This is a genomic window from Oceanibaculum sp., from assembly GCF_022449305.1.
Lineage (GTDB): Bacteria > Pseudomonadota > Alphaproteobacteria > Oceanibaculales > Oceanibaculaceae > Oceanibaculum > Oceanibaculum indicum.
In genome coordinates this window covers 1-23,485 of record NZ_JAKUSO010000019.1, presented here as the reverse complement: position 1 = coordinate 23,485, position 23,485 = coordinate 1, and the positions used below count along the sequence as shown (strand labels likewise).

Sequence of the window (23,485 nt, the reverse complement as noted above, 5' to 3'; positions counted from 1 at the left end):
CCCTCTTCGCTTGACCGGCCTGTCCGGAACGCCTACCTATCCGCCGGGGTCAGACGGTCGGATGGCCGCCTTCCGGGTAACCGAGGGGAGGAAAGTCCGGGCTCCACGGAAACATGGTGCCGGGTAACGCCCGGCGGGGGCGACCCTAGGGAAAGTGCCACAGAGAGCAGACCGCCCGCCCCCTGTCTTCGGACAGGCGGCAGGTAAGGGTGAAAGGGTGCGGTAAGAGCGCACCGCGGTCCCGGCGACGGGAACGGCACGGTAAACCCCACCAGGAGCAAGACCGAATAGGGATGGCACGCAGGTTCGCTTTGATGCGGGCCGGCAGGCGGGTTCCGCGCCGCCGTCCGGGTTGGTCGCGCGAGGCGTCCGGTAACGGGCGTCCCAGATGAATGGCCATCCCCCGCCACCCGCGCGCAAGCGCCGGCGGGGACAGAACCCGGCTTACAGACCGCCTGACCCCCTTCTATCCCCGCTGCCTGTTGATATCGCTTGGATTTTCCCGCAAGCCCAGATGAGAACATTCAGGCAACACAATAGAATCCGGCGAATATTTATCCACAGCCCCGCCTGTACTGACGATGACTGTCGACGAGCACCCTGTCGCCCCGAAAAACTGGAATAAATCAAGAACTAACCCAGGAAATCACCAGCCATTCCCATTGACCACCATATATTCCCATGATATCCCATCATATCCCATAAGAGACCCATGGGATGCCATCGCCGCCCAAAGGCGCAGCCGGATCGCGACCGGCGCACCATCCGGGCGGGGATATTCGAGGGGAGCTTTCGGTGGCGACGTTCATCGGCCAGCACGAGAACAAGATCGACAGGAAGGGGCGTGTCTCCGTTCCGTCGAAGTTCCGTGCCCAGCTCGCCAAGGAAGACTTCCAGGGCGTGGTCGTGTACCCCTCCCCCAAATTCCAGGCGCTGGAAGGCTGCAGTTTCCGCCGTATCGAGCAGATCGCCGCCAGCCTGGACGATCTCGACATGCTCTCCGACAAGGCCGACGACCTGGCCGCCACGATCCTTGCCGAAGCCCGCGAACTCCCCTTCGACGGCGAAGGCCGGATCATGCTGCCGCGCGACCTGCTGGACGAGATGGGCATTGACGAGATGGCGCTGTTCGTCGGCCAGGGCTCGACCTTCCAGATCTGGTCGCCCGAGGCCTATAGCCGCCGCAAGGAAGAAGCCCGCCAGCGCATCCGCGAGGGCGAGGTCACGCTGAAGCTGCGCCGCGATGGCGAGGCGGGAGGCGGCGCATGACGGAAGCCAACCGGCCGCTCCATATCCCTGTACTGCGCGACCAGGTAGTCGCCGCCCTGGCGCCGCGTGACGGCGCCATCTTCGTTGATGGCACCTTCGGCCTCGGCGGCTACAGCGGTGCTCTGCTGGACAGCGCCGACTGCCGCGTCTATGGCATCGACCGCGACCCCGATGCGATCCGCCGCGCCGAGCCGATGGTGACCCGCTATGCCGGCCGGCTGGTGCTGATCGAGGGCCGCTTCGGGGAGATGGACCGGCTGCTGGCCGAACGCGGCATCGACGGCGTCGATGGCGTGGCGCTGGACCTCGGCGTGTCCTCGCCGCAGCTGGACGAGGCCGGGCGCGGCTTCTCCTTCCGCGCCGACGGGCCGCTCGACATGCGCATGGAACAGGCCGGTCCCAGCGCCGCCGACGTGGTGAACAGCGCCGACGAGGCGGAACTGGCCGACATCGTCTTCCATCTGGGCGAGGAGCGGCATGCCCGCCGCGTCGCCCGCGCCATCGTCGCCGCGCGCGCCGAGGCGCCGATCGAGCGCACCGGGCGCCTGGCCTCCATCGTGCGCAGCGTCGTGCCGAAATCCAAGGATGGCATCGACCCCGCCACCCGCACCTTCCAGGCGCTGCGCCTGCATGTGAATGACGAGTTGGGCGATCTGGACCGTGGCCTCGCCGCCGCCGAGCGCGCGCTGAAGCCGGCCGGGCGGCTGGCCGTCGTCACCTTCCATTCGCTGGAGGACCGCCAGGTGAAGCGCTTCCTGAAGGCGCGCTGCGGCGAAGCCTCGCAGCCTTCGCGCCACATGCCGGTGGCCGCCGCCGCGCCGCAGGCCCCCAGCTTCCGGCTGGTGCACCGCAAGCCGCTGGCGCCGGACTCCGCCGAGATCGCCGCCAACCCGCGCGCCCGTTCCGCCAAGCTGCGCGTCGCCGAACGTACCGACGCGCCGGCATGGGAGGAGGCCGCATGATCCGCCAGGGCTTCCTCTTCTGGGTCTTGCTGGTCGGTGGCGCCGGCGTTGCGCTGTTCCTGCTGAAATACGAGGTGCAGGCGCGCGAGGAACGGCTGGCCCGCATCAATTCCGAGATCATCCGCACGCAGGAGGCGATTCAGGTCCTGCGCGCCGAATGGAGCTATCTGAACCGCCCGGACCGGCTGGCCGACCTGGCGCAGCGCCATCTCGACCTGGTGCCCGCCGGCGGCCGGCAGATCGCGGTGTCGCTCGCGGCCGTGCCGGAAGCGCGCCCGGTCATCACGCCCGATGGGCTGCCACTGGCGACCAAGCCCCGTCCCGGCGACCCGCTGGTCTATGCCCCTCTCGATAAGCCGCAGCCGGTTCTGGCCGCACAGCGGAGCGTGCAATGACCCGGCTGTTCCGCAACGGTTTCACGCGCCCGGCAACGCCGGAGGCGCCCCCGCCCGCGCATCATGTGGCGCTGGAAGGTGTGGCCAAGCAGGCGCTGGAAACCGGCCGCACCCGGCTGGTCATCGCTACCGCCCTGTTCGCCGCCGTGTTCGCCGCCGTCGGGCTGCGTCTGGTCGATGTCAGCGTGCTGTCCGGCGCCAGCGAGCCGCGCCTGGCCGAGACGCCGCGCGCCAATGCCAGCCCCTCGGGCCGGGCGGAGATCATCGACCGCAACGGGCTGCTGCTGGCGACCAGCCTTGCCACGCCCTCGCTCTATGCCGATCCGCAGGCGGTGCTGGACCCGGCAGAGGCCGCGCGCAAGCTGGCCACCGTGCTGCCCGACCTCAGCGAGCCGGAGCTGATCGCCAAGCTGGCAACCGACCGCCGCTTCGTCTGGGTGAAGCGCAACCTGACGCCGCGCCAGAAATACGAAGTGAACCGGCTGGGCATCCCCGGCTTCTACTTCCAGCGCGAGGAGCGCCGCTTCTACCCGCAGGGTTCGGCAGCCGCGCATGTGCTGGGCTACACCGATGTGGACGGGCGCGGCATCGCCGGCATCGAGAAGTCCTTCGACGAGGTACTGCGCAGCGGCGGCCAGCCGGTGCAGCTGTCGCTCGACGTGCGGCTGCAGCAGATCGTCCGCGATTCGCTGCTGGAATCGATTGAGGAATTCAAGGCCATCGGCGCGGCCGGCCTGGTGATGGATGTGCGCAGCGGCGAAGTGCTGGCGATGGTGTCGCTGCCCGATTACGACCCGAACCAGCCCGGCGGCATCACCGAGGAACAGCAGTTCAACCGCGCCACGCTGGGCGTGTACGAGATGGGCTCCACCTTCAAGCTGTTCAATCACGCGATGGCGCTGGACAGCGGCAAGGTGCGCATGGGTGGCGGCTATGACGCCAGCCAGCCGATCCGCATCGCGCGCTTCACCATCAACGATTATCACGGCAAGAACCGCTGGCTGAGCGTGCCGGAAATCCTGATCCACTCCTCCAATATCGGCTCCGCCAAGATGGCGCTGGAGGTCGGTGCCGCCGGTCAGCGCGCCTTCATGGAAAAGATCGGCATGCTGGCCCGCCAGCCGATCGAGATTCCCGAGGCCGGCCTGCCGCTGGCGCCCAGCCCCTGGCGCGACATCAATGTGATGACGATCTCCTTCGGGCACGGCCTGTCGGTCAGCCCGCTGCATCTGGTGAGCGGCGTGTCGGCGCTGGTGAATGGCGGCATGCTGCATCCGGCGACGCTGCTGCGGCGCGAGCCGGGTGCCGCGGTCCAGGGCAGCCGCGTGATCGCCGAGCGCACCTCCCTGCAGATGCGCAAGCTGATGCGCCTCGTGGTCGAGGAAGGAAGCGGCCGCAACGCCGACGCCAAGGGCTATCTGGTCGGCGGCAAGACCGGCACGGCGGAGAAGCTGAACGGCCGCGGCTACAACCGCAAGGCACGCATCTCCTCCTTCGTTGGCGCCTATCCGATCAACGATCCGCGCTATGTCGTGCTGGCCATGATCGACGAGCCGGTCGGCAACAAGCGCACCTTCGGCTACGCCACCGGCGGCTGGGTCGCCGCCCCGGTGGTCAACCGCATCGTCGCCCGTATGGCGCCGATGTACGGAATTCCCCCGATTGACGAAAACGCGCCAGAAATCCGCCGTGATCTGGTGGTCGATATCGCGCCCCGCGACCCCTCTCAGAATGGGAGCAAGCGCCTTGCGTCTTATTGACCTCATGAATGGCGACAAGCCGGCCGAGGCGGCCATTGCCGCCAGCCTCGATATTGATATCGAGGGGCTGACGGCGGATTCCCGGCAGGTCCGCCCCGGCTATCTGTTCGCCGCCTTGCCCGGTGCCCGGGAAGATGGCAGCGCCTTCATCGGCGACGCCGTGCAGCGCGGTGCGCGCGCCGTGCTGGCCCCCGCCGGCCTGACGCTCGACAGCCCGGTCCCTGTTATCGCCGACGCCAATCCCCGGCTGCGGCTGGCCCGCATGGCCGCCCGCTTCTTCGGCCAGCAGCCGGAAAATGTGGTCGCCGTGACCGGCACCAACGGCAAGACCTCCGTCGCCGACTTCACCCGTCAGATCTGGACCCGGCTGGGCCGCAAGGCCGCGAGTATGGGCACCCTCGGCGTGATCGCCCCTGACTTGCCGAGCAGCAAGGGGCTTACGACCCCGGACCCGGTGGAGCTGCACCGCGTCCTCGCGGAGCTTGCCGGCTCCGGGGTCGGCTTTTTGGCGATGGAAGCCTCCAGCCACGGGCTCGACCAGTTCCGGCTGGACGGTGTGCGGCTGAAGGCCGCCGCCTTCGTCAATCTGGCGCGCGATCATCTGGATTATCACGGCACCATGGAGGCCTATTTCGCCGCCAAGGCGCAGTTGTTCGACCGGGTGATGGCGCCCGGCGGGACGGCGGTCCTGAATGCCGACAGCCCCCAGTTCCCTGCCCTTGTCGAAATCTGCGGCCGGCGCGGTCACCGCGTGCTGAGCTACGGCATGGCGGCGGGTGCGGACTTCCGCATCGTGGACCGGCTGCCGCGCCCCGACGGGCAGACACTGGCGCTAATCCTGCACGCACGGGCGCGCGAGATCGATCTGCCGCTGGCCGGCGGCTTCCAGGCGATGAACGCGCTGGCGGCCCTCGGTCTTGTCACCGCCACCGGCGCGCAGCTGGACGAGGCGCTGGCCGCGCTGGAGCACCTGCAGGGCGTGGCGGGCCGGCTTCAGCGCGTCGCCACGCTGGCAAACGGTGCGGCCATCTATGTCGATTACGCGCACAAGCCGGGCGCGCTGGAGGCGGTGCTGACGGAAATCCGCCCCTTCACCACCGGCAGCCTGTCGGTCGTGTTCGGCTGCGGCGGCGAGCGCGACCGCGGCAAGCGCCCGATGATGGGCGAGATCGCCCAGCGCCTAGCCGACCGTGTGATCGTCACCGACGACAATCCGCGCGGCGAAGCACCGGCGGCGATCCGCGCCGAGGTGATGGCAGGCTGCCCGGACGCCACGGAGATCGGCGACCGTGCCGAGGCGATTCACGCCGCCATTTCCGCTCTGGGTGCCGGCGACGTTCTGGTGATCGCCGGCAAGGGGCACGAGCAGGGCCAGGAAGTCGCCGGAGAGGTTCGTCCCTTCGACGATGCCGATGTGGCGCGCCGCACCGTGCAGGCGCTGGGCCTGGGAGGTGCGGCATGACCGAACCGCTCTGGACCTCGGCTGATGCCGTTACCGCCACCGGCGGCAAGAACAGCCGTGACTGGCAGGCCTTCGGCGTGTCCATCGACAGCCGGACGGTGGCGGAGGGGGATTTGTTCGTCGCCCTGAAGGGCGATGCGTTCGACGGCCATGATTATGCAAGGGACGCCCTGGGTGGGGGGGCGGCCGCGCTGCTGGTCGAGCGGCGACCGGAGGGGGTGCCGGCGGATGCGCCGGTACTGGAGGTCGCCTCGACCCTGGAAGTGCTCGGGAAACTCGGGCGCTTCCAGCGCGGCCGCAGCAGGGCGAAGGCGATTGCCGTCACCGGCAGCGTCGGCAAGACCGGCTCCAAGGAGATGCTGCGCGCCGGCCTGTCCGCGCTGGGCAAGACCCACGCCAGCGTGGCCAGCTTCAACAACCATATCGGCGCGCCGCTGACGCTGGCCCGCCTGCCGCTGGATACCGAATATCTGGTCTCCGAGCTGGGCATGAATCATCGCGGCGAGCTGGAGCCGCTGGCGCGCATGGTGCAGCCGGACGTGGCGCTGATCACCACGGTGGAAGCGGTGCATGCCGGGCATTTCTCCTCGGAGGAGGAAATCGCCGAGGAGAAGGCCGACATCCTGCTCGGCGTGAAGGAAGGCGGCACCGCCGTACTGAACCGCGACAACCGGCACTATGCCCGGCTGCGCGAGCGCGCCCAGAAGGCCGGCATCCGGAACATCGTCAGCTTCGGCACCGACCTTGCCGCCGATACCTGCCTGCTGAACGCGGAACTGCGGCGCACCGACAGTCTGGTGCAGGCCATCGTGGCGCAGCGCCGGCTGCGCTACCGGCTGGCTGTGCCGGGCCGGCACTGGGTGATGAACAGCCTTGGCGTGCTGGCCGGCATCGCGGCGCTGGGCGGCGATGTCGCCACGGCGGCGGCGGCGCTGGAACAGGTCGAAGCGCCGAAGGGCCGGGGCCGGCAGGTCGAGATCGCAGTTTCCGGCGGCACGCTGCTGCTGATCGACGAGAGCTACAACGCCAGCCCGCCCGCCGTGCGCGCGGCGCTGGACGTGCTGGCGATGACCAAGCCGAAGGCCGGTGGCCGGCGTGTCGTAGTGCTGGGCGACATGCTGGAGCTGGGCGACGGCGCTGCCGAGGCGCACAACGCGCTGGCCCAGCCGATCCAGACCGCCGGTGTCGATCTGGTGTTCACCGCCGGCCCGCACATGAACCGCATGGCCGAAAAGCTGCCGCGCGCGCTGCTGGGCGGTTCTGCAGACGATACGGCGGCGCTGGCGCCGCTGGTGACTGCGCTGGTGCATGCCGGCGACGTGGTTCTGGTGAAGGGTAGCCTTGGCATGAAAATGGCGCGGGTGGTGGATGCCCTGCTGGCACTGCGCACGGGGGAGAACTGACCGATGCTGCCGCTTCTCCTCACCCCGCTGGCCGATCTGTTCAGCCCGTTCAACCTGTTCCGCTACCTGACCTTCAGGACCGGCGGCGCGGTCGTCACCGCGCTCGCCATCGCCTTTCTGATGGGCCCGGCCGTCATCGGCTGGCTGAAGGCCAAGCAGCGCGAGGGCCAGCCGATCCGCGAGGATGGGCCGGAAAGCCACCTGCTGACCAAGAAGGGCACGCCGACCATGGGCGGCGCGCTGATCCTGCTCGCGCTGGTGGTCTCTACCCTGCTCTGGGCCGATCTGCGCAACCTACATGTCTGGACCGTGCTGCTGGTGACCTGCGGCTTCGGTCTGATCGGCTTCTTCGACGATTTTCTGAAGCTGACCAAGCGCAACGCCAAGGGCCTGCCGGGCCGCCTGAAGCTGGCCGGCCAGATCAGCGTCAGCCTGGCTGCCGCGATCATGTTCGCCTGGATCAGCGAACCGGCGCTCTCGACCAGCCTCGCCGTGCCGTTCTTCAAGGCGCTGCTGATCGACCTCGGCTGGTTCTTCATCGTCTTTGCCGCTCTGGTCATGGTCGGCGCCTCCAACGCCGTGAACCTGACCGACGGGCTGGATGGCCTCGCCATCGTGCCGGTGATGATCGCCGCCTCCTGCTTCGCGCTGATCGCCTATCTGGTTGGCAATGCGGTGTTCTCCAACTACCTGCAGATCCAGCATGTGCCGGGTACGGGCGAGCTGGCAGTGCTGTGCGGCGCGCTGGTCGGCGCCGGCCTCGGCTTCCTGTGGTACAACGCGCCGCCGGCCATGGTGTTCATGGGCGACACCGGCTCGCTGGCGCTGGGCGGCGGGCTGGGCGCGATCTCCGTCGCCACCAAGCACGAGCTGGTGCTGGCCATCATCGGCGGGTTGTTCGTGCTGGAGACCGTTTCGGTCATCGTCCAGGTGCTGTCCTTCAAGCTGACCGGCAAGCGCGTCTTCCGCATGGCGCCGCTGCACCATCACTTCGAGAAGAAGGGCTGGGCCGAACCGACCATCGTGATCCGCTTCTGGATCATCGCCGTTGTGCTGGCGATTGCCGGCCTGTCCACCCTGAAGCTGCGGTGAGGGAGGCGGCATGATCGATCTCTCCCGTTTCGCCAGCCGCCGCATCGCCGTGATGGGTCTCGCCCGTTCCGGCCTTGCCAGCGTGTCCGCGCTCGTGAAGGCCGGCGCAGACGTGCTGGCCTGGGACGACAACGCCGCGCGCCGTGCCGAGGCGGAGAAGCTCGGCGCCACCGTTACCGATCTCGCCAAGGCTGACTGGTCCGGCATCGACCTCGCCGTGTGGAGCCCCGGCATCCCGCATTCCTTCCCGGTGCCGCACCCCGCCGCCACCGCCGCGAAGGCGGCTGGCGTGGCGCTGGTCTGCGATATCGAGCTGCTGGCGCTGGCCTGCCCGCAGGCGCGCTTCGTCGGCATCACCGGCACCAACGGCAAATCCACCACCACGGCGCTGGTCGGCCATATCCTGAAGCAGGCCGGACGCAAGGCCGAGGTCGGCGGCAATCTGGGCATGGCGGCGCTGACGCTGGCGCCGCTGGAAGCCGATGGCGTCTACGTGCTGGAACTCTCCAGCTACCAGATCGAGCTGCTGCGCGAGGCGCGCTTCGATGTGGCCGCGCTGCTGAACATCACCCCGGACCATCTCGACCGGCATGGCGGGTTCGAGGGCTATGTCGCCGCCAAGCGCCATCTGTTCGACCAGCTGCCAGCGGACGGTACGGCGATCATCGGGCTGGATGACGAGACCACGCGCGGCGTCGCCCAGGCGCTGGGCCGCAGCATCCTGAGCCGCGGCGTGACCGGCATTTCCGCCTATCGCCCGGTGGTCGGCGGCGTCTATGTCGATGGCGCCATCGGTGGTGGGCGACTGATCGACGCCCGCAACGGCAGCGCGCGCACCATCCTGGACCTGACCGAGGCCCCTGCCCTGCCGGGCTCGCACAACTGGCAGAACGCGGCCAGCGCCTTCGCCATCTGCGCGGCGCTGGGGGTTGAGGCCGAGGCCATCGCGGCGGGCATCCGCAGCTTCCCCGGCCTTGCCCACCGGCAGGAGCGGGTGGCCGTTCTGGACGGTGTGACCTTCGTGAATGATTCCAAGGCGACCAACGCCGAGGCGACCGAGAAGGCGCTGGCCTGCTACGAGCGCATCTACTGGATTGCCGGCGGACGCGCCAAGGAAGGCGGCATCGCCGCGCTGGCCCCGCATTTCGGGCGCGTGCGCCATGCCTATCTGATCGGCGAATCCGCAGACGCCTTCGCCGCGACGCTGGACGGCAAGCTGACCTGGTCCAAATGCGGCACGCTGGAGCAGGCCGTGGCCGCCGCTGCGAAGGATGCGCGCGGCACCGGCGGTGTCGTGCTGCTGTCGCCGGCGGCCGCCTCCTTCGACCAGTTCGACAGCTTTGAGCAGCGCGGCGACCGGTTTCGCGAGCTGGTGACGGCCATGACGCGGCATGCCGCTGCCACGGTGACGGGAGGTGCCGCATGAGCGCGCTGTCCCGCAACGATACCAGCCTGTTCGGCCGCTGGTGGTGGACCATCGACCGCTGGAGCCTGGCGGCGCTGGGTCTCATCATCGGCTTCGGCGCGCTGATGATCCTGGCCGCCAGCCCGCCGGTGGCGGAGCGTATCGGCCTCGACCAGTTCTATTTCGTGCGCCGCCATTTCGCGCTGCTGCCGGTCGCCATCGCGCTGCTGATCGGCGTGTCGCTGATGCAACCGCGCACCGTGCGCCGGCTGGCGCTGATCGGTCTTGCCGGCACCATCGTGCTGCTGATCGCCGTGCTGCTGGGCGGGGCGGAGATCAAGGGCGCGCGCCGCTGGATCAACCTGGCCGGCTTCTCGCTGCAGCCTTCCGAATTCGCCAAGCCCTTCTTCGCCGTGATCGCCGGCTGGCTGTTCGCCGAATGGCGGCGCGCCGAGGGCTTCCCCGGCCATATCGCCGCCGGCGCCCTGTACCTGCTGATCGTCAGCCTGCTGCTGATGCAGCCCGACCTCGGCCAGGCGGTGGTGCTGAGCGCCATCTTCTTCGGCCAGTTCTTCCTGGCCGGCATGCCCATCGCCTGGGTCGGCGGCGCCATCCTGTTCGGCGTGCTGGGGCTGATCGGCGCCTATTTCACGCTCGATCATGTGGCCAGCCGCATCGACCGCTTCCTCGATCCGGCCTCGGGCGACAGCTATCAGGTGAACCGCTCCATGGAGGCCTTCATGAATGGCGGCCTGCTGGGGCGCGGTCCCGGCGAGGGCACGGTGAAGGCCTTCATCCCCGACGCGCACGCCGATTTCGTGTTCGCCGTCGCCGGCGAGGAGCTGGGGCTGATCGCCTGCCTGCTGGTACTGCTGCTGTTCGCCTTCGTGGTGCTGCGCGGCTTCGCCCGCGTGCTGAGCGAGCAAAATCTGTTCGTCATGCTGGCCGCCTCGGGTCTGCTGGCGCAGTTCGGCATCCAGGCCATCATCAATATGGGCTCCACCCTGCACATGATGCCGACCAAGGGCATGACCCTGCCCTTCGTCTCCTATGGCGGCTCCTCCCTGCTGGCGCTGGCCGTCGGCATGGGCATGGCGCTGGCGCTGACCCGCCGCCGCCCCGGTGGAGGCCAGCCATGAGCGCCGTCCTGAAGAAGACCATCGTGCTGGCCGCCGGCGGCACCGGCGGGCATCTGTTCCCGGCACAGGCGCTGGCCCATGCGCTGCTGGCGCGCGGCTATGCCGTGGCGCTGGTCACCGACCGGCGCGGCAAGGCCTTCGAGGCGCCGGCCAACGCTGCCTTCACCGTGCACCGCATCCGCGCCGAGGGCATCAGCAAGCCCGGCCTGGCGGCGAAGCTGGGCGGTGCCGTCTCGCTCGGCCTCGGCACGCTGGACGCGCTGACGCTGCTGCGCCGACTGAAGCCCGCCCTGGTGGTGGGTTTCGGCGGCTACCCCTCGGTGCCGACCGTCACCGCCGCCGGCCTGCTGGGCATCGGCATCCTGCTGCATGAGCAGAACGCCCTGCTGGGCCGCGCCAACCGGCTGCTGGCCGGCCGGGCGAAGCGCATCGCCACCTCCTTCGCCGAGATTTCCGGCGTGAAGGAGGGCCTGCGCGACCGCCTCAGCTTCACCGGCAACCCGGTGCGCCCGGACGTCGCCGCCGTGCGCCACAGCCCCTACCCGCCGGCCGAGATCGACGGCAAGCTGACCGTGCTGGTCACCGGCGGCAGCCAGGGCGCGACCGTATTCTCCGACGTGATGCCCGCCGCCATCGCGCTGCTGCCCGAGAGCGTGCGCCGCCGGCTGCGCATCGAGCAGCAGGCCCGGCCGGAGGATGTTGCCCGCGTCGAGGCGGCCTATAGCGAGATCAGCTTCCCGGCGGAGGTCGCGTCCTTCTTCTCCGACATGCCGGCCCGGCTGGCCCGTGCGCATCTGGCGATCTGCCGGTCCGGTGCCTCAACCGTCGCCGAGCTGATGGTGGCCGGACGCCCGGCGGTGCTGGTGCCCTATCCGCATGCCATGGATGACCATCAGAGCGCCAACGCCCATGCCGTCGAGGCGGCTGGCGGCGCCTGGGTCATGCCGCAGGACGCCTTCTGCCCGAAGGCCGTCGCCGACCGTCTGGAGATGCTGCTGAGCATGCCGCAGAAGCTGAACGCCGCCGCGCTGAAGATGCGCGAGGCCGGCACGCCGGACGCGGTCGAGCGGCTGGCCGACCTGGTGGTGGCCGAACTCCCCGCGAATGGCGGCAGCGTCCGCCATACCTCCCCGGAACCGCAGGAGAAGGCGGCATGAGGGCGCTTCCACTCGATATCGGCATCGTGCATTTCGTCGGCATCGGCGGCATCGGCATGAGCGGCATCGCCGAGGTGTTGCTGAATCTGGGCTACCAGGTGCAGGGCAGCGACATTGCCGACAGCGCCAATGTGAAGCGGCTGCGCGAACGCGGCGTGACCATCCATGTTGGCCATCGCGAGGAGAATATCGGCCACGCCGCCGTGGTCGTGATCTCCTCGGCGGTGAAGCAGGACAATCCCGAGGTGGTGGCCGCCCGCGCCCGCTTCGTCCCGGTGGTGCGCCGGGCCGAGGTGCTGGGCGAGCGGATGCGCCGGAAAGGGTCCCTCGCCATCGCCGGCACCCACGGCAAGACCACGACGACATCACTGGTCGCCTCGATCCTGGACACGGCCGACCTCGACCCGACGGTCATCAATGGCGGCATCATCAATGCCTGGGCCAGCAATGCGCGGCTGGGCACCGGCGACTGGATGGTGGTTGAGGCGGACGAGAGCGACGGCACCTTCACCAAGCTGCCGGCGACCATCGGCCTCGTCACCAACGTCGATCCGGAGCATCTCGACCATTACGGCAGCTTCGAGAAGGTGCAGGAGGCATTCCGCACTTTCATCGAGAACATCCCCTTCTACGGCTTCGCCGCCATGTGCCTAGACCACCCGGTGGTGCAGTCGCTGATTGGCCAGATCCCTGACCGCCGCATCGTCACCTACGGCATGAGCCCGCAGGCCGAGGTGCGCGGCGTCGATATCGAGATCAGCCCGGCAGGCTCGCGCTTCTCTGTCATCTTCGGGCCGCGCTCGCGCAATGAGGGCCGCGCCTTCAAGGATCTGATGCTGCCGATGTACGGCAAGCACAATGTGCAGAACGCGCTGGGCGCGGTTGCCATCGCCGCCGAGATGGGGCTGGAGGAAGACACGATCCGCCAGGCGCTGGCGAATTTCGCCGGGGTGAAGCGGCGCTTCACCAAGACCGGCGAGTCGAACGGCATCACCGTGATCGACGATTACGGCCATCACCCGGTGGAGATTTCCGCCGTGCTTGCCGCTGCGCGCGGCGCCTGCCCGGACGGCAAGGTGATCGCCGTGGTGCAGCCGCACCGCTACAGCCGGCTGGCCAGCCTGTTCGAGGAATTCTGCACCTGCTTCAACGACGCCGATTCGGTGCTGGTCGCCGATGTCTATGCCGCCGGCGAACAGCCCATCGAGGGCATGGACAAGGACCGGCTGGTCGCCGGCCTGCAGGCCCATGGCCATCGCGGGGTCGCCCCGCTGTCCGGCCCGGAATCGCTGGCCAAGAGGGTCGCCGCCATCGCCAGGCCGGGCGACATGGTGGTCTGCCTCGGCGCCGGCTCCATCACCAACTGGGCCAACGCCCTGCCGGCCGAACTGGATGCCGTGTTCGGCGTCGAGGCAAGCCGGAGGGCACGCTCATGAAGGCGGTGCGCAGAGCCATGACCAGTCTCATCGAACGTCTGCCCGCGGTCCGGGGCCGCTATACCGAGGATGCGGACCTTGCGAAGACCACCTGGTTCCGCTGCGGCGGGCCGGCCGAGGTGCTGTTCCGCCCGGCCGATGCCGACGATCTGGTGGAATTCCTGGCCACCCGCCCGGCCGACGTGCCGGTGACGGTGATCGGCGTCGGCTCCAACCTGCTGATCCGCGACGGCGGCGTGCCGGGCGTGGTGATCCGGCTGGCGCGCGGCTTTACCGAGGTGACGCTGGAGGAAGGCGACCGACTGCGGGCCGGTGCCGGGGCGCTGGACCTGAATGTGGCGCTGACAGCGCAGCAGGCCGGGCTGACCGACCTTGAATTCTTCTCCGGCATTCCGGGTACTGTCGGCGGTGCCCTGCGCATGAATGCCGGCGCCTATGGCGGCGAGATCAAGGACGTGCTGGTCGAGGCCGAGGCAGTCGATCCGTTCGGCAAGCGGCACCGGCTGGACGCGGCGGCGATGGGTTTCTCCTACCGCCGTTCGGAAGTGCCGGCGGGCTGGATATTCCTGTCCGCCCTGCTGCAGGCCCGCAAGGGCGATCCGGCATCCATCGCCCAGCGCATGGCCGATATCCGCAAGAGCCGCGAGGAGACGCAGCCGACCCGCGCGCGCACTGGCGGCTCCACCTTCAAGAATCCGGAAGGGCACAAGGCCTGGCAGCTGATCGACAAGGCCGGCTGCCGCGGCCTGCGCATCGGCGATGCCATGGTGTCTGACAAGCACTGCAACTTCCTGATCAACACCGGCGCGGCCACCGCAACCGATATCGAGACGCTGGGCGAGGAAGTGCGTCGCCGCGTGTTCGAGACTTCCGGCATCCGGCTGGACTGGGAAATCCGCCGCATCGGCGTGCCGTCGCAGAGCGGCCCGAGCGCCATTGTCGAGACGGGAGAGACGGCATGAAGGCGCGTTCCAATATTCACGTCGCCGTGCTGATGGGCGGCTGGTCGGCCGAGCGCGAAGTGTCGCTGGTCAGCGGCCATGAATGCGCCAAGGCGCTGCGCCAGGCCGGCTACCGCGTCACCGAGATCGACATGGAGCGCAACATTGCCGAGGTGCTTGGCCGGCTGAAGCCGGACGTGGTGTTCAACGCGCTGCACGGCCCGATCGGCGAGGACGGCAATGTGCAGGGCCTGCTGAACATCCTGGGCATCCCCTACACCCATTCCGGCGTCATGGCCTCGGCCATCGCCATGAACAAGCCGGCGGCCAAGCAGCTTTTCGCCGGTGTCGGGCTGCGCTGCCCGGAAGGCCGTATCGTCGGCAAGAAAGAGGTGGTGCTGGAGCATCCGATGGAGCCGCCCTATGTGCTGAAGCCCATCGATGAGGGCTCCTCCATCGGCGTGCGCATCGTCCAGAAGGGCAGCAATGCGCCGATGCTGAACGGCGACTGGCCGTTCGGCGAGGAAGTGCTGGTGGAGACCTATATCCCCGGCCGCGAGCTGACCGTCGGCGTGATGTCCGGCAAGGCCATGGCGGTGACCGAGCTGGTGACCGACGAGGGCTTCTATGACTATGAGAACAAGTACGCGGCGACCAGCCGGACCCGGCATATTGTCCCGGCGGAACTGCCGAAGCCGGTCTATGACCAGGCGCTACGCATGGCCGAGCAGGCGCATGCCGTGCTGGGCTGCCGGGGGGTGAGCCGCGCCGATTTCCGCTATGACGATACCGAGGCCGAAACCGGCACGCTGTACCTGCTGGAGGTGAACACCCAGCCGGGCATGACGCCGGCCTCGCTGGTGCCGGAACAGGCGGCGCATCTCGGCATCTCCTTCCCCGAGCTGGTGGCCCGCATGGTCGAGGAGGCGCGATGCGACTCCTGACGAAGAAGCCTGCCGCCACGAAGCGCCGCGCGGCCCCGCGCCGCCGCATCCAGCCGCGCTGGGTGAAGCCGCTGGCGAAGACCGGATTCGTGCTGGCACTGCTGGGCGGGCTGGCCGGCGGCGGCTGGTACCTGTGGTCCAGCGACACCATCCCGGAAGCGGCGATGGAGCTGCGCGCCAACGCGCTGGAGCTGACCCGCAAGGCCGGGCTGACCGTCGCCGACGTGCTGGTCGAGGGGCGCGGGCGGACCGATGCCGGGCTGCTGCTGGCGGTTCTCGACGTCAACCGCGGCGATGCGCTGCTGGGCATCGATGTCGAGGCCGCGCGCGAGCGGCTGGAATCGATCAACTGGGTGCGCAGCGCCGTCATCGAGCGCCGCCTGCCGCACACGCTCTATGTCCGCATTGAGGAGCGCCAGCCGATGGCGCTGTGGCAGCGCGACGACAAGCTGGTGCTGGTCGACGCCGAGGGCGTGGTGATCCTGCGCGACGATATTGCCGCCTTCGGCCATCTGCCGGTGCTGGTCGGCGACGAGGCGCCGAAGGAAGCCCCGGCCCTGCTGGCCATGCTGGAGTCGGCGCCGGACCTGCGCGCCCGCGTGCGCGCCGCCACCCTGGTCGGCGAGCGGCGCTGGAACCTGCTGTTCGATAACGGCATCGATGTCCGCCTGCCGGAGGAGGACCCGGCCGGCGCCTGGACCCGCCTCGCCGCGCTGGAGCGCGAGCACAAGGTGCTGGCCAAGGATGTCGTCGCCATCGATCTGCGCTTCGCCGACCGGCTGGTCGTGCGGGTAGCCCCCGAGACGGCGAAGCGTCTGCGCAACCCCGGGAAGAACACCTGATGAGCAAGAGCCTCAGCAAGCCCCGCACCGGACTGGTCGCCGCGCTGGACATCGGCACCACCAAGGTCGCCTGCTTCATCGCCCGGATCGACCATGGCGTGCCGCGCGTCGTCGGCATCGGCCATCAGGTCAGCCGCGGCCTGCGCTCCGGCGCCATCGTCGATATGGAAGCGGCCGAGGAATCGATCCTGAACGCCGTCCATGCCGCCGAGAAGATGGCGAACGAGACGGTGCGCCAGGTCGTCGTGAATGTGTCGGGCGGCCATCCCGCCTCGCACACCATCGGCGTCGAGGTGGCGCTGGGTGGCCAGGAGATCGGCGAGCGCGACGTGCGCCGGGTGCTGAGCCAGGGCCGTACCCAGCAGGAGCCGGAGGACCGGCAGCTCATCCATTCCATCCCCATCGGCTTCTCCATCGATGGCAGCCGGGGCATCAAGGACCCGCGCGGCATGTTCGGCCAGCGCCTCGGCGCCGACATCCATGTCGTCAGCGCCCAGGCCGGCGTGCTGCGCAACCTGACCACGGTGGTGCAACGCTGCCATCTGGATATCGAGGCGCTGGTGGTTTCGCCCTACGCCTCCGGCCTCGCAGCGCTGGTCGAGGACGAGATGGAGCTGGGCGTCACCGTCATCGACATGGGTGGCGGCACCACCACCGTCGCGGTGTTCTTCGAGGGCCAGGTCGTGTTCACCGACATGGTGCCGATCGGCGGCGCCCATGTGACCAGCGACATCGCGCGTGGCCTGACCACGCCGCTGGCCGAGGCCGAGCGCATGAAGACGCTGTATGGCAGCGCGATTTCCTCGCCGCTGGACGACCGCGAGGTGATCGACGTGCCGCTGGTCGGCGAGGATCGCCACACCAGCCCGAACCATGTGCCCAAGAGCTTCCTGGTCTCGATCATCCAGCCGCGCCTGGAGGAGACCTTCGAGCATGTGCGCTCGCGCCTGGAGATTTCCGGCTTCGACAAGCTGGCCGGCCGGCGCGTGGTGCTGACCGGCGGCGCCAGCCAGCTGCCGGGCGTGCGCGACATGGCGCAGCTGGTGCTGGACAAGCAGGTCCGCATGGGCCGGCCGATCCGGGTGCACGGGCTGGCGGATTCCACAGGCGGGCCGGCGTTCGCCACCTGCGCCGGGCTGTTGACCTACGCGGTCAACGAACAGATCGACGCCGCGCTGCTGAAGCGTGGCGACACCGAGGCGCCCGAAGGCCTGATGGGCCGGATCGGGTCGTGGCTGCGGGAGAACTTCTGATGCTGGGAAACAGGGGTTTCACGCAGTCTTTTGTCAACGATGGTATGAGCAAGCGGAGGGCAGTATGACCATCAATATCTCTCTACCGAACGAGCCGGACCTGAAGCCGCGGATCACCGTGATCGGTGTCGGCGGGGCCGGCGGCAACGCGGTCAACAACATGATCCGCTCGAACCTGACCGGGGTCGAGTTCGTGGTCGCCAACACCGATGCGCAGTCGATCGCGCAGTCGGTCGCCGAGCGGCGTATCCAGCTCGGCACCTCGGTGACCCAGGGTCTGGGCGCCGGGTCGCGGCCTGAGGTTGGCCGGGCGGCGGCGGAAGCCTCCATCGACGAGATTCTGGAGCACCTCGAAGGCTCCAACATGTGCTTCATCACCGCCGGCATGGGCGGCGGCACCGGCACCGGTGCGGCGCCGGTCATCGCCCAGGCGGCGCGCGAGCGCGACATCCTGACGGTCGGCGTGGTCACCAAGCCGTTCCATTTCGAGGGCCATCACCGCATGCGCCTCGCCGATGCCGGCATCGAGGAACTGCAGCAGTATGTCGATACCCTCATCATCATCCCGAACCAGAACCTGTTCCGGGTGGCGAACGAGAAGACGACCTTCGCCGACGCCTTCAAGATGGCTGACGATGTGCTGCATGCCGGCGTGCGCGGCGTGACCGACCTGATGGTCATGCCGGGCCTGATCAACCTGGACTTCGCCGACATCCGCACGGTCATGAGCGAGATGGGCAAGGCGATGATGGGTACCGGCCAGGCCTCGGGCGACCGCCGCGCCATCGACGCCGCCGAGGCGGCGATCAACAATCCGCTGCTGGACGACACCTCGATGAAGGGCGCGCGTGGCCTGCTCATCAACGTCACCGGCGGCCCGGACATGACGCTGTTCGAGGTGGACGAGGCAGCCAACCGCATCCGCGAGGAAGTCGATGCCGACGCCAACATCATCTTCGGCGCCACCTTCGACGACAGCCTGGAAGGCCAGATGCGCGTCTCCATCGTCTCCACCGGCATCGAGGCGGAGTCGCAGACCATGAACCGCCCGGCGGCCCGCCCGCAGCTGAGCGTGGTCGCCTCGCGCACCCGCACTGCCGCTCCGGCCGCCCCGGCGGCGCCCGCCACGGCCACCGGCTTTGCCGGCATGCCGCTGAATTCCGGCGGCATGGGCGGCAGCATGGGCAACCACGCCACCGCGCTGGCCTACAAGCTGGACGAGGAGACGCTGGATCTGGGCGCCACCGAAGCCGCCCCGGAAACCGCTGAGGCGAAGGTGACCGAGCAGGTAACCGCCGAGGCCGCGTCCGCTGAAATGGCCGCTCCGGCTGAAACCAAGGCTCCGGCTGCTGCCGAGACCAAGGCGGCGGCGCCGTTCATCGCCCCGCGTCCGGTAACCCCGGCTGCCCGTCCGGCTGCTCCGGCTGGCAGGGCCGATCCGTTCGCCGAGGCGGCGATGGCCAATGGTGCCCGTCCGGCCGCCGAAAAGCGGACGCCGAGCCTGTTCCAGAAGGCCGTTGGCCTGATGCGCGGGCAGGACAGCGAGGCCGCACCGGTAGCGCAGAAGCCGCAGGCCCAGCCGGCTACGCAGCCGGTTGCCCAGAAGCCCGCGATGCCGGCAGCCGCCGCGCCGCGTGCCTCCGCTCCGCTGCCGCCGGCCGCGCCGGCCACACAGCCGCGCCTGGGCGGGCTCGATTCCGCTGACCGCCTGCGCAGCTCGCAGGCCGACGAGGACATGCTGGAAATCCCGGCTTTCCTGCGTCGCCAGGCCAACTAAGCCGGTCGCCGGGCAGCCCTGCCCGGTACACCGGTTCCCAGCGCCGAACGGCACCCGTCCGGGCGAGACTCCGCCTCGCCCGGACGGACCGTTTTACAAATGCCAAAACCACTGCCAAGATTTTGGAAGAAAACAATTTTCTCGTAACAATTCGTTACAAAAGGTGATTTGAGGCAACCGTCCGGGACTGATAAAAGTTCTTAATAGACAGTCTATCTTACTGCACGGACGAAAGGCCTTCGCGCCCATGCGCATCGACACGGCACTCATGGATCAGGTTCGCGGCTCCGCCCACATGCACGGAGACGCCCGGGGGGACTCTCGTCCCTTCAGCGAGCGCGCCCGTACCGTGCAGCTCCAGCGGACCCTGCGCAACCCGGTTTCCTGCGTTGGCGTCGGCCTGCATTCCGGTGCCGAGGTAGTGCTGAGCCTGCTGCCCGCCGCTCCCGATACCGGCATCGTCTTCCGCCGCACCGACGTCAGCCGGGGCGAAGCGACCATTCCCGCGCATTACGCCAATGTCGTCGATACCCGCCTGTGCACCCTGCTGGGCAACAAGGACGGCACCACCATCTCCACCGTCGAGCATCTGATGGCGGCGTTGGCCGGCTGCGGCATCGACAATGCCATCGTCGAGGTCGGCGGCCCGGAAGTGCCGATCATGGACGGCAGCGCCCACCCCTTCGTCTCGCTGATCGAGAATGCCGGAATCAGCCTGCAGGAAGCGCCGCGCCGCGTCATCCGCGTGCTGAAGGCCGTCGAGGTGCGCGAGGGCGATGTCTGGGCCCGGCTGGAGCCGGACACCGATTTCTCCATCGAGCTGGAGATCGATTTCGACAGCAAGGCCATTGCCCGCCAGACCTATCGCGGACCGGCCCTGAACGGCGTGTTCAAGAGCGACATCAGTCGCGCGCGCACCTTCGGCTTCGCCCATGAGGTGGAGGCGATGCGTAAGGCCGGCCTCGGCCGGGGCGGCTCGCTGGACAATGCCGTGGTGGTCGATGGCGACCGCATCCTGAACGAGGGCGGACTGCGCTTCGATGACGAGTTCGTGCGCCACAAGGTCCTGGACTGCGTCGGCGACCTGTATCTGGCCGGCGCGCCGATCCTGGGCCGCTTCCGCGGCCGCAAGACCGGCCACGCCTTCAACAACCGCCTGCTGCGCACGCTGTTCGCCGATGCCGATGCCTGGGAGATGGTGACGCTTGACGGCAGCGCCGGCCTGGCACCGGCCCTGGCCCTCTCCGCGTAATCACAATTTCACCAAATTGCTTTTGTCATTGCCGGGCTTGACCCGGCAATCCAGGGGCCACGTTCTGAGACGTTTTAGGCAGGGCACCGCCCCTGGATGCCCGGATCAAGTCCGGGCATGACACGCACGGAATATAACGCCTCTTATCTCGCTGACTTTCCGGTTTCAGTCCGCGCTATCGTTGTGGCGCACCGCCCAGCCGGGCTATAGTGTGGCGTGCCGCGTGTGTCGCGGCCTGATAGACCGCAACCCGTGTCCGGACATCATGACGTCATTCCTACGCGCCTCCCGGTTTGCCGGCTGCCTCGCCCTCGTGCTGCTCGCCGCCTGTTCCGACAAGGAAGAAAAGCCCTATGTCGAGCGGCCGGCCGAGACCATCTACAACGAGGCGATGGATTCGCTGCTGGCGCGAGACTATTTCCAGGCCGCGCCGCTGTTCGAGGAGGTGGAGCGCCAGCACCCCTACTCCAGCTGGGCGACCAAGGCACAGCTGATGGCGGCCTATTCCTACTATCAGCAGAACAAGTATGACGATGCGGTGATCGCGCTGGAGCGCTTCATCGACCTGCATCCGGCCAGCCCGGACGTCGCCTATGCCTACTACCTGAAGGCGCTGAGCTATTACGAGCAGATCGTCGATGTCGGCCGCGACCAGCGCACGACACGGCAGGCGCTGGACGCCTTCGACGAGGTGGTGCGCCGCTTCCCGGACAGCAAATATGCCCGCGATGCGCGGCTGAAGATCGACCTCGCCAACGACCATCTCGCCGGCAAGGAAATGGAGATCGGGCGCTATTACCTGACGCGCGGCCATTACCTCGCGGCGATCAACCGGTTCCGCAAGGTGGTCGATGAGTACCAGACCACCACGCATGTCCCCGAGGCCCTGCACCGCCTGACCGAGGCCTATTACACGCTCGGCCTGACCGAGGAGGCGAAGAAGGCGGCCGCCGTGCTGGGGCACAATTTCCCCGGCAGCGAATGGTACCAGGACAGCTATGCCAACCTGGCCGGTGGTCCCGGTGCCGAGAACCGGGAGAGCAAGGGCTGGTTCGGCCGGCTGCGCAACATCTTCTGACGCCCGCATGCTGACCAGCCTCGCCATCCGCGATGTCGTGCTGATCGACCGGCTGGACCTCGATTTCCGGGCCGGCCTGTCGGTGCTGACCGGCGAGACGGGTGCCGGCAAGTCGATCCTGCTGGACGCGCTGGGGCTGGCGCTGGGGGCGCGCGGCGACAGCGGGCTGGTGCGCCACGGGGCAGATCAGGCCAGCGTCACCGCCTGCTTCGAGGTGGCGGATACTCATCCTGCCTTCGCCGTGCTCGACGAGCAGGGGCTGGAGGCAGAGGCACCGCTGATCCTGCGCCGGGTGCTGACCGCCGATGGCCGCAGCCGCGCCTTCGTGAACGACCAGCCGGCCAGCGTCGGCCTGCTGCGGCGGCTGGGCGACCTGCTGGTGGAAATCCACGGCCAGTTCGATGATCGCGGCCTGCTGGACCCCGCCACCCACCGCGAGGCGCTGGACGCGTTCGGCAACCATGCAGCGCTGCTGCGCGATACCGCCACCGCCCATGCCGCCTGGCGTCAGGCCGCCGAGGCGCTGGACCGGGCGAAGGCGGACGCGGCACAGGCCCGCACCGACGAGACCTTCCTGCGCCATGCGGTGGAGGAGTTGGACGCGCTCTCCCCCGAGCCGGGCGAGGAGGAAAGGCTGGCCGAGCAGCGCAGCCTGATGATGAATGCCGAGCAGATCGCCGAGGCGATGGCCGCCGCGCTGGAACATCTGAGCGGCGAGCGGGGGGCTGAGTCCGGGCTGGCCGGGGCGTCGCGCCAGCTTGGCCGGATCGCCGGCAAGGCCGGCCCGATCCTCGATCCTGCGCTGGCCGCGCTCGACCGCGCGGCGGCGGAGGCGCAGGAGGCCGTACACCTGCTGCAATCGGTCGCCAGCGAGCTGGAAACCGATCCGGCGGCACTGACGAAGGCGGAGGACCGGCTCTATGCCCTGCGCGATGTCGCCCGCAAGCATGGCGTCGAGGTCGATGCGCTGCCCGCGCTGCGCGACCGGCTGGCCGAGCGGCTGGCCGCCATCGACGACAGCGGCGACCGCATGGCAGCGCTGGAAACGGCGACGAAGGCGGCGCGCGAAGCCTATTCCGCTGCCGCCGGCCGGTTGAGCGAGGCAAGGCGCAAGGCCGCCGGCCGCATCGACAAGGCCGTGGGGACGGAACTGCCGCCGCTGAAGCTGGACAAGGCACGCTTCGCCACCCGCATCGAGGCGCTGCCGGAGGCGCAATGGGGGCCGCAGGGCATGGATCGCGTCGCCTTCGAGGTCGCAACCAATCCGGGCCAGGCACCGGGGCCGATCAACAAGATCGCCTCGGGCGGCGAGCTGTCGCGCTTCATGCTGGCGGTGAAGGTGGTCTTGAGCCAGGTATCGCCCGTGCCGACCCTGGTGTTCGACGAGGTGGACAGCGGCGTCGGCGGCGCCACGGCGGATGCCGTTGGCGAACGGCTGGCGAGGCTAGGTGATGGCTTGCAGGTGCTGGTCGTCACCCATTCGCCGCAGGTCGCCGCGCGCGGCGGGCAGCATCTGCGCGTGGAAAAGCGCGCCGGGCGCGACAGCACGACCACCACCGTCGTCCCGCTGAGCGACCCGGACCGGCGCGAGGAGATCGCCCGCATGCTGTCCGGCGCGCAGATCACCGACGAGGCGCGCGCCGCCGCGAACCGCCTGATGGCCAGCTCCTGAGAGCCTGACATGACAGACACCGAGGATACTGCCGACACGTCCAGCCTGCCGGTCGATGGGCTGACCCTGGACCAGGCCGCACAGGAGCGGGAACGGCTGGCGCGGGAGTTCGCCCATCACAATGCGCTCTATAACCAGAAAGACGCGCCGGAGATCACCGACGCCGCCTATGACGCGCTGTTCCGGCGCAACCAGGCGATCGAGGCGAAATTCCCGGAGCTGATCCGCGAGGACAGGCCGTCGCTG

At 68.8% G+C, this 23,485-nt stretch carries 19 protein-coding genes, 1 other RNA gene and 1 pseudogene; all 21 read left to right on the top strand.

Annotated features, from left to right (window positions below):
- Positions 1 to 49: 49 nt before the first annotated feature.
- An RNA gene (gene rnpB / locus MK313_RS08105) (RNase P RNA component class A) lies at positions 50 to 463 on the top strand.
- 332 nt (positions 464 to 795) lie between these two features.
- A complete protein-coding gene (locus MK313_RS08100) occupies positions 796 to 1,269 on the top strand; it encodes a division/cell wall cluster transcriptional repressor MraZ (protein WP_287780783.1) in 474 nt (157 codons plus the stop codon).
- Positions 1,266 to 2,231, top strand: a complete 966-nt coding sequence (gene rsmH, locus MK313_RS08095) for a 16S rRNA (cytosine(1402)-N(4))-methyltransferase RsmH (protein WP_287780782.1) — start codon at positions 1,266 to 1,268, stop codon at positions 2,229 to 2,231. Before MK313_RS08100 ends, rsmH begins: the two co-directional genes overlap by 4 nt.
- Positions 2,228 to 2,626, top strand: a complete 399-nt coding sequence (locus MK313_RS08090) for a periplasmic protein TonB (RefSeq protein WP_008944379.1) — start codon at positions 2,228 to 2,230, stop codon at positions 2,624 to 2,626. Before rsmH ends, MK313_RS08090 begins: the two co-directional genes overlap by 4 nt.
- Positions 2,623 to 4,386, top strand: coding sequence for a peptidoglycan D,D-transpeptidase FtsI family protein (locus MK313_RS08085; protein ID WP_287780781.1), 1,764 nt, complete (start codon positions 2,623 to 2,625; stop codon positions 4,384 to 4,386). Before MK313_RS08090 ends, MK313_RS08085 begins: the two co-directional genes overlap by 4 nt.
- A 4-nt stretch (positions 4,387 to 4,390) precedes the next feature.
- Positions 4,391 to 5,848, top strand: a complete 1,458-nt coding sequence (locus tag MK313_RS08080) for a UDP-N-acetylmuramoyl-L-alanyl-D-glutamate--2,6-diaminopimelate ligase (protein WP_287780803.1) — start codon at positions 4,391 to 4,393, stop codon at positions 5,846 to 5,848.
- Complete coding sequence (locus MK313_RS08075; protein WP_287780780.1) at positions 5,845 to 7,251, top strand: UDP-N-acetylmuramoyl-tripeptide--D-alanyl-D-alanine ligase; 1,407 nt, start codon at positions 5,845 to 5,847, stop codon at positions 7,249 to 7,251. Before MK313_RS08080 ends, MK313_RS08075 begins: the two co-directional genes overlap by 4 nt.
- Before the next feature lie 3 nt (positions 7,252 to 7,254).
- Entirely contained in the window at positions 7,255 to 8,343 is a 1,089-nt protein-coding gene (gene mraY / locus MK313_RS08070; RefSeq protein WP_008944375.1) for a phospho-N-acetylmuramoyl-pentapeptide-transferase, read from the top strand.
- 10 nt (positions 8,344 to 8,353) lie between these two features.
- Positions 8,354 to 9,769: a UDP-N-acetylmuramoyl-L-alanine--D-glutamate ligase gene (gene murD / locus MK313_RS08065; RefSeq protein ID WP_287780779.1), complete on the top strand. Its 1,416-nt coding sequence runs from the start codon at positions 8,354 to 8,356 to the stop codon at positions 9,767 to 9,769.
- On the top strand, positions 9,766 to 10,887 hold the full coding sequence (gene ftsW, locus MK313_RS08060; RefSeq protein WP_287780778.1) for a putative lipid II flippase FtsW: 1,122 nt from the start codon (positions 9,766 to 9,768) through the stop codon (positions 10,885 to 10,887). Before murD ends, ftsW begins: the two co-directional genes overlap by 4 nt.
- The gene (murG, locus tag MK313_RS08055; protein WP_287780777.1) at positions 10,884 to 12,044 is read left to right on the top strand and encodes an undecaprenyldiphospho-muramoylpentapeptide beta-N-acetylglucosaminyltransferase; all 1,161 of its coding nucleotides are present in this window, start codon (positions 10,884 to 10,886) and stop codon (positions 12,042 to 12,044) included. The genes ftsW and murG overlap by 4 nt, the downstream gene beginning before the upstream one ends.
- The gene (gene murC / locus MK313_RS08050) at positions 12,041 to 13,480 is read left to right on the top strand and encodes a UDP-N-acetylmuramate--L-alanine ligase (protein WP_287780776.1); all 1,440 of its coding nucleotides are present in this window, start codon (positions 12,041 to 12,043) and stop codon (positions 13,478 to 13,480) included. The genes murG and murC overlap by 4 nt, the downstream gene beginning before the upstream one ends.
- 17 nt (positions 13,481 to 13,497) lie before the next feature.
- Positions 13,498 to 14,442 (top strand): UDP-N-acetylmuramate dehydrogenase, encoded by a 945-nt coding sequence (gene murB, locus MK313_RS08045; RefSeq protein WP_287780775.1) that lies wholly within the window; start codon positions 13,498 to 13,500, stop codon positions 14,440 to 14,442.
- Complete coding sequence (locus tag MK313_RS08040; protein WP_287780774.1) at positions 14,439 to 15,365, top strand: D-alanine--D-alanine ligase; 927 nt, start codon at positions 14,439 to 14,441, stop codon at positions 15,363 to 15,365. The genes murB and MK313_RS08040 overlap by 4 nt, the downstream gene beginning before the upstream one ends.
- Positions 15,353 to 16,207, top strand: a complete 855-nt coding sequence (locus MK313_RS08035) for a cell division protein FtsQ/DivIB (RefSeq protein ID WP_287780773.1) — start codon at positions 15,353 to 15,355, stop codon at positions 16,205 to 16,207. The genes MK313_RS08040 and MK313_RS08035 overlap by 13 nt, the downstream gene beginning before the upstream one ends.
- Positions 16,207 to 17,460 carry a cell division protein FtsA gene (gene ftsA, locus MK313_RS08030; RefSeq protein ID WP_008944367.1) on the top strand — a complete coding sequence of 418 codons (1,254 nt, stop codon included), beginning with the start codon at positions 16,207 to 16,209 and terminating at the stop codon, positions 17,458 to 17,460. Before MK313_RS08035 ends, ftsA begins: the two co-directional genes overlap by 1 nt.
- A gap of 64 nt (positions 17,461 to 17,524) precedes the next feature.
- Positions 17,525 to 19,237 (top strand): cell division protein FtsZ, encoded by a 1,713-nt coding sequence (ftsZ, locus tag MK313_RS08025; protein WP_287780772.1) that lies wholly within the window; start codon positions 17,525 to 17,527, stop codon positions 19,235 to 19,237.
- A gap of 349 nt (positions 19,238 to 19,586) precedes the next feature.
- On the top strand, positions 19,587 to 20,489 hold the full coding sequence (gene lpxC / locus MK313_RS08020) for a UDP-3-O-acyl-N-acetylglucosamine deacetylase (RefSeq protein ID WP_008946144.1): 903 nt from the start codon (positions 19,587 to 19,589) through the stop codon (positions 20,487 to 20,489).
- Between the two features lie 265 nt (positions 20,490 to 20,754).
- Positions 20,755 to 21,567 (top strand): outer membrane protein assembly factor BamD, encoded by an 813-nt coding sequence (locus MK313_RS08015; RefSeq protein WP_287780770.1) that lies wholly within the window; start codon positions 20,755 to 20,757, stop codon positions 21,565 to 21,567.
- Between the two features lie 7 nt (positions 21,568 to 21,574).
- Positions 21,575 to 23,239 (top strand): DNA repair protein RecN, encoded by a 1,665-nt coding sequence (recN, locus tag MK313_RS08010; protein ID WP_287780769.1) that lies wholly within the window; start codon positions 21,575 to 21,577, stop codon positions 23,237 to 23,239.
- A gap of 9 nt (positions 23,240 to 23,248) precedes the next feature.
- A pseudogene (locus MK313_RS08005) lies at positions 23,249 to 23,485 on the top strand (NAD-dependent DNA ligase LigA); the annotation flags it as partial.

Excerpts from the sequence above, each read along its gene's own strand:
- MK313_RS08090 (WP_008944379.1), top strand. The coding sequence starts at position 2,228 with ATGATCCGCCAGGGCTTCCTCTTCTGGGTCTTGCTGGTCGGTGGCGCC.
- ftsA (WP_008944367.1), top strand. The coding sequence starts at position 16,207 with ATGAGCAAGAGCCTCAGCAAGCCCCGCACCGGACTGGTCGCCGCGCTG.
- ftsW (WP_287780778.1), top strand. The coding sequence starts at position 9,766 with ATGAGCGCGCTGTCCCGCAACGATACCAGCCTGTTCGGCCGCTGGTGG.
- MK313_RS08085 (WP_287780781.1), top strand. The coding sequence starts at position 2,623 with ATGACCCGGCTGTTCCGCAACGGTTTCACGCGCCCGGCAACGCCGGAG.
- recN (WP_287780769.1), top strand. The coding sequence starts at position 21,575 with ATGCTGACCAGCCTCGCCATCCGCGATGTCGTGCTGATCGACCGGCTG.
- MK313_RS08040 (WP_287780774.1), top strand. The coding sequence starts at position 14,439 with ATGAAGGCGCGTTCCAATATTCACGTCGCCGTGCTGATGGGCGGCTGG.
- murG (WP_287780777.1), top strand. The coding sequence starts at position 10,884 with ATGAGCGCCGTCCTGAAGAAGACCATCGTGCTGGCCGCCGGCGGCACC.
- MK313_RS08015 (WP_287780770.1), top strand. The coding sequence starts at position 20,755 with ATGACGTCATTCCTACGCGCCTCCCGGTTTGCCGGCTGCCTCGCCCTC.
- murB (WP_287780775.1), top strand. The coding sequence starts at position 13,498 with ATGACCAGTCTCATCGAACGTCTGCCCGCGGTCCGGGGCCGCTATACC.
- ftsZ (WP_287780772.1), top strand. The coding sequence starts at position 17,525 with ATGACCATCAATATCTCTCTACCGAACGAGCCGGACCTGAAGCCGCGG.
- MK313_RS08080 (WP_287780803.1), top strand. The coding sequence starts at position 4,391 with ATGAATGGCGACAAGCCGGCCGAGGCGGCCATTGCCGCCAGCCTCGAT.
- MK313_RS08075 (WP_287780780.1), top strand. The coding sequence starts at position 5,845 with ATGACCGAACCGCTCTGGACCTCGGCTGATGCCGTTACCGCCACCGGC.
- murC (WP_287780776.1), top strand. The coding sequence starts at position 12,041 with ATGAGGGCGCTTCCACTCGATATCGGCATCGTGCATTTCGTCGGCATC.
- rsmH (WP_287780782.1), top strand. The coding sequence starts at position 1,266 with ATGACGGAAGCCAACCGGCCGCTCCATATCCCTGTACTGCGCGACCAG.
- mraY (WP_008944375.1), top strand. The coding sequence starts at position 7,255 with ATGCTGCCGCTTCTCCTCACCCCGCTGGCCGATCTGTTCAGCCCGTTC.
- murD (WP_287780779.1), top strand. The coding sequence starts at position 8,354 with ATGATCGATCTCTCCCGTTTCGCCAGCCGCCGCATCGCCGTGATGGGT.
- MK313_RS08035 (WP_287780773.1), top strand. The coding sequence starts at position 15,353 with ATGCGACTCCTGACGAAGAAGCCTGCCGCCACGAAGCGCCGCGCGGCC.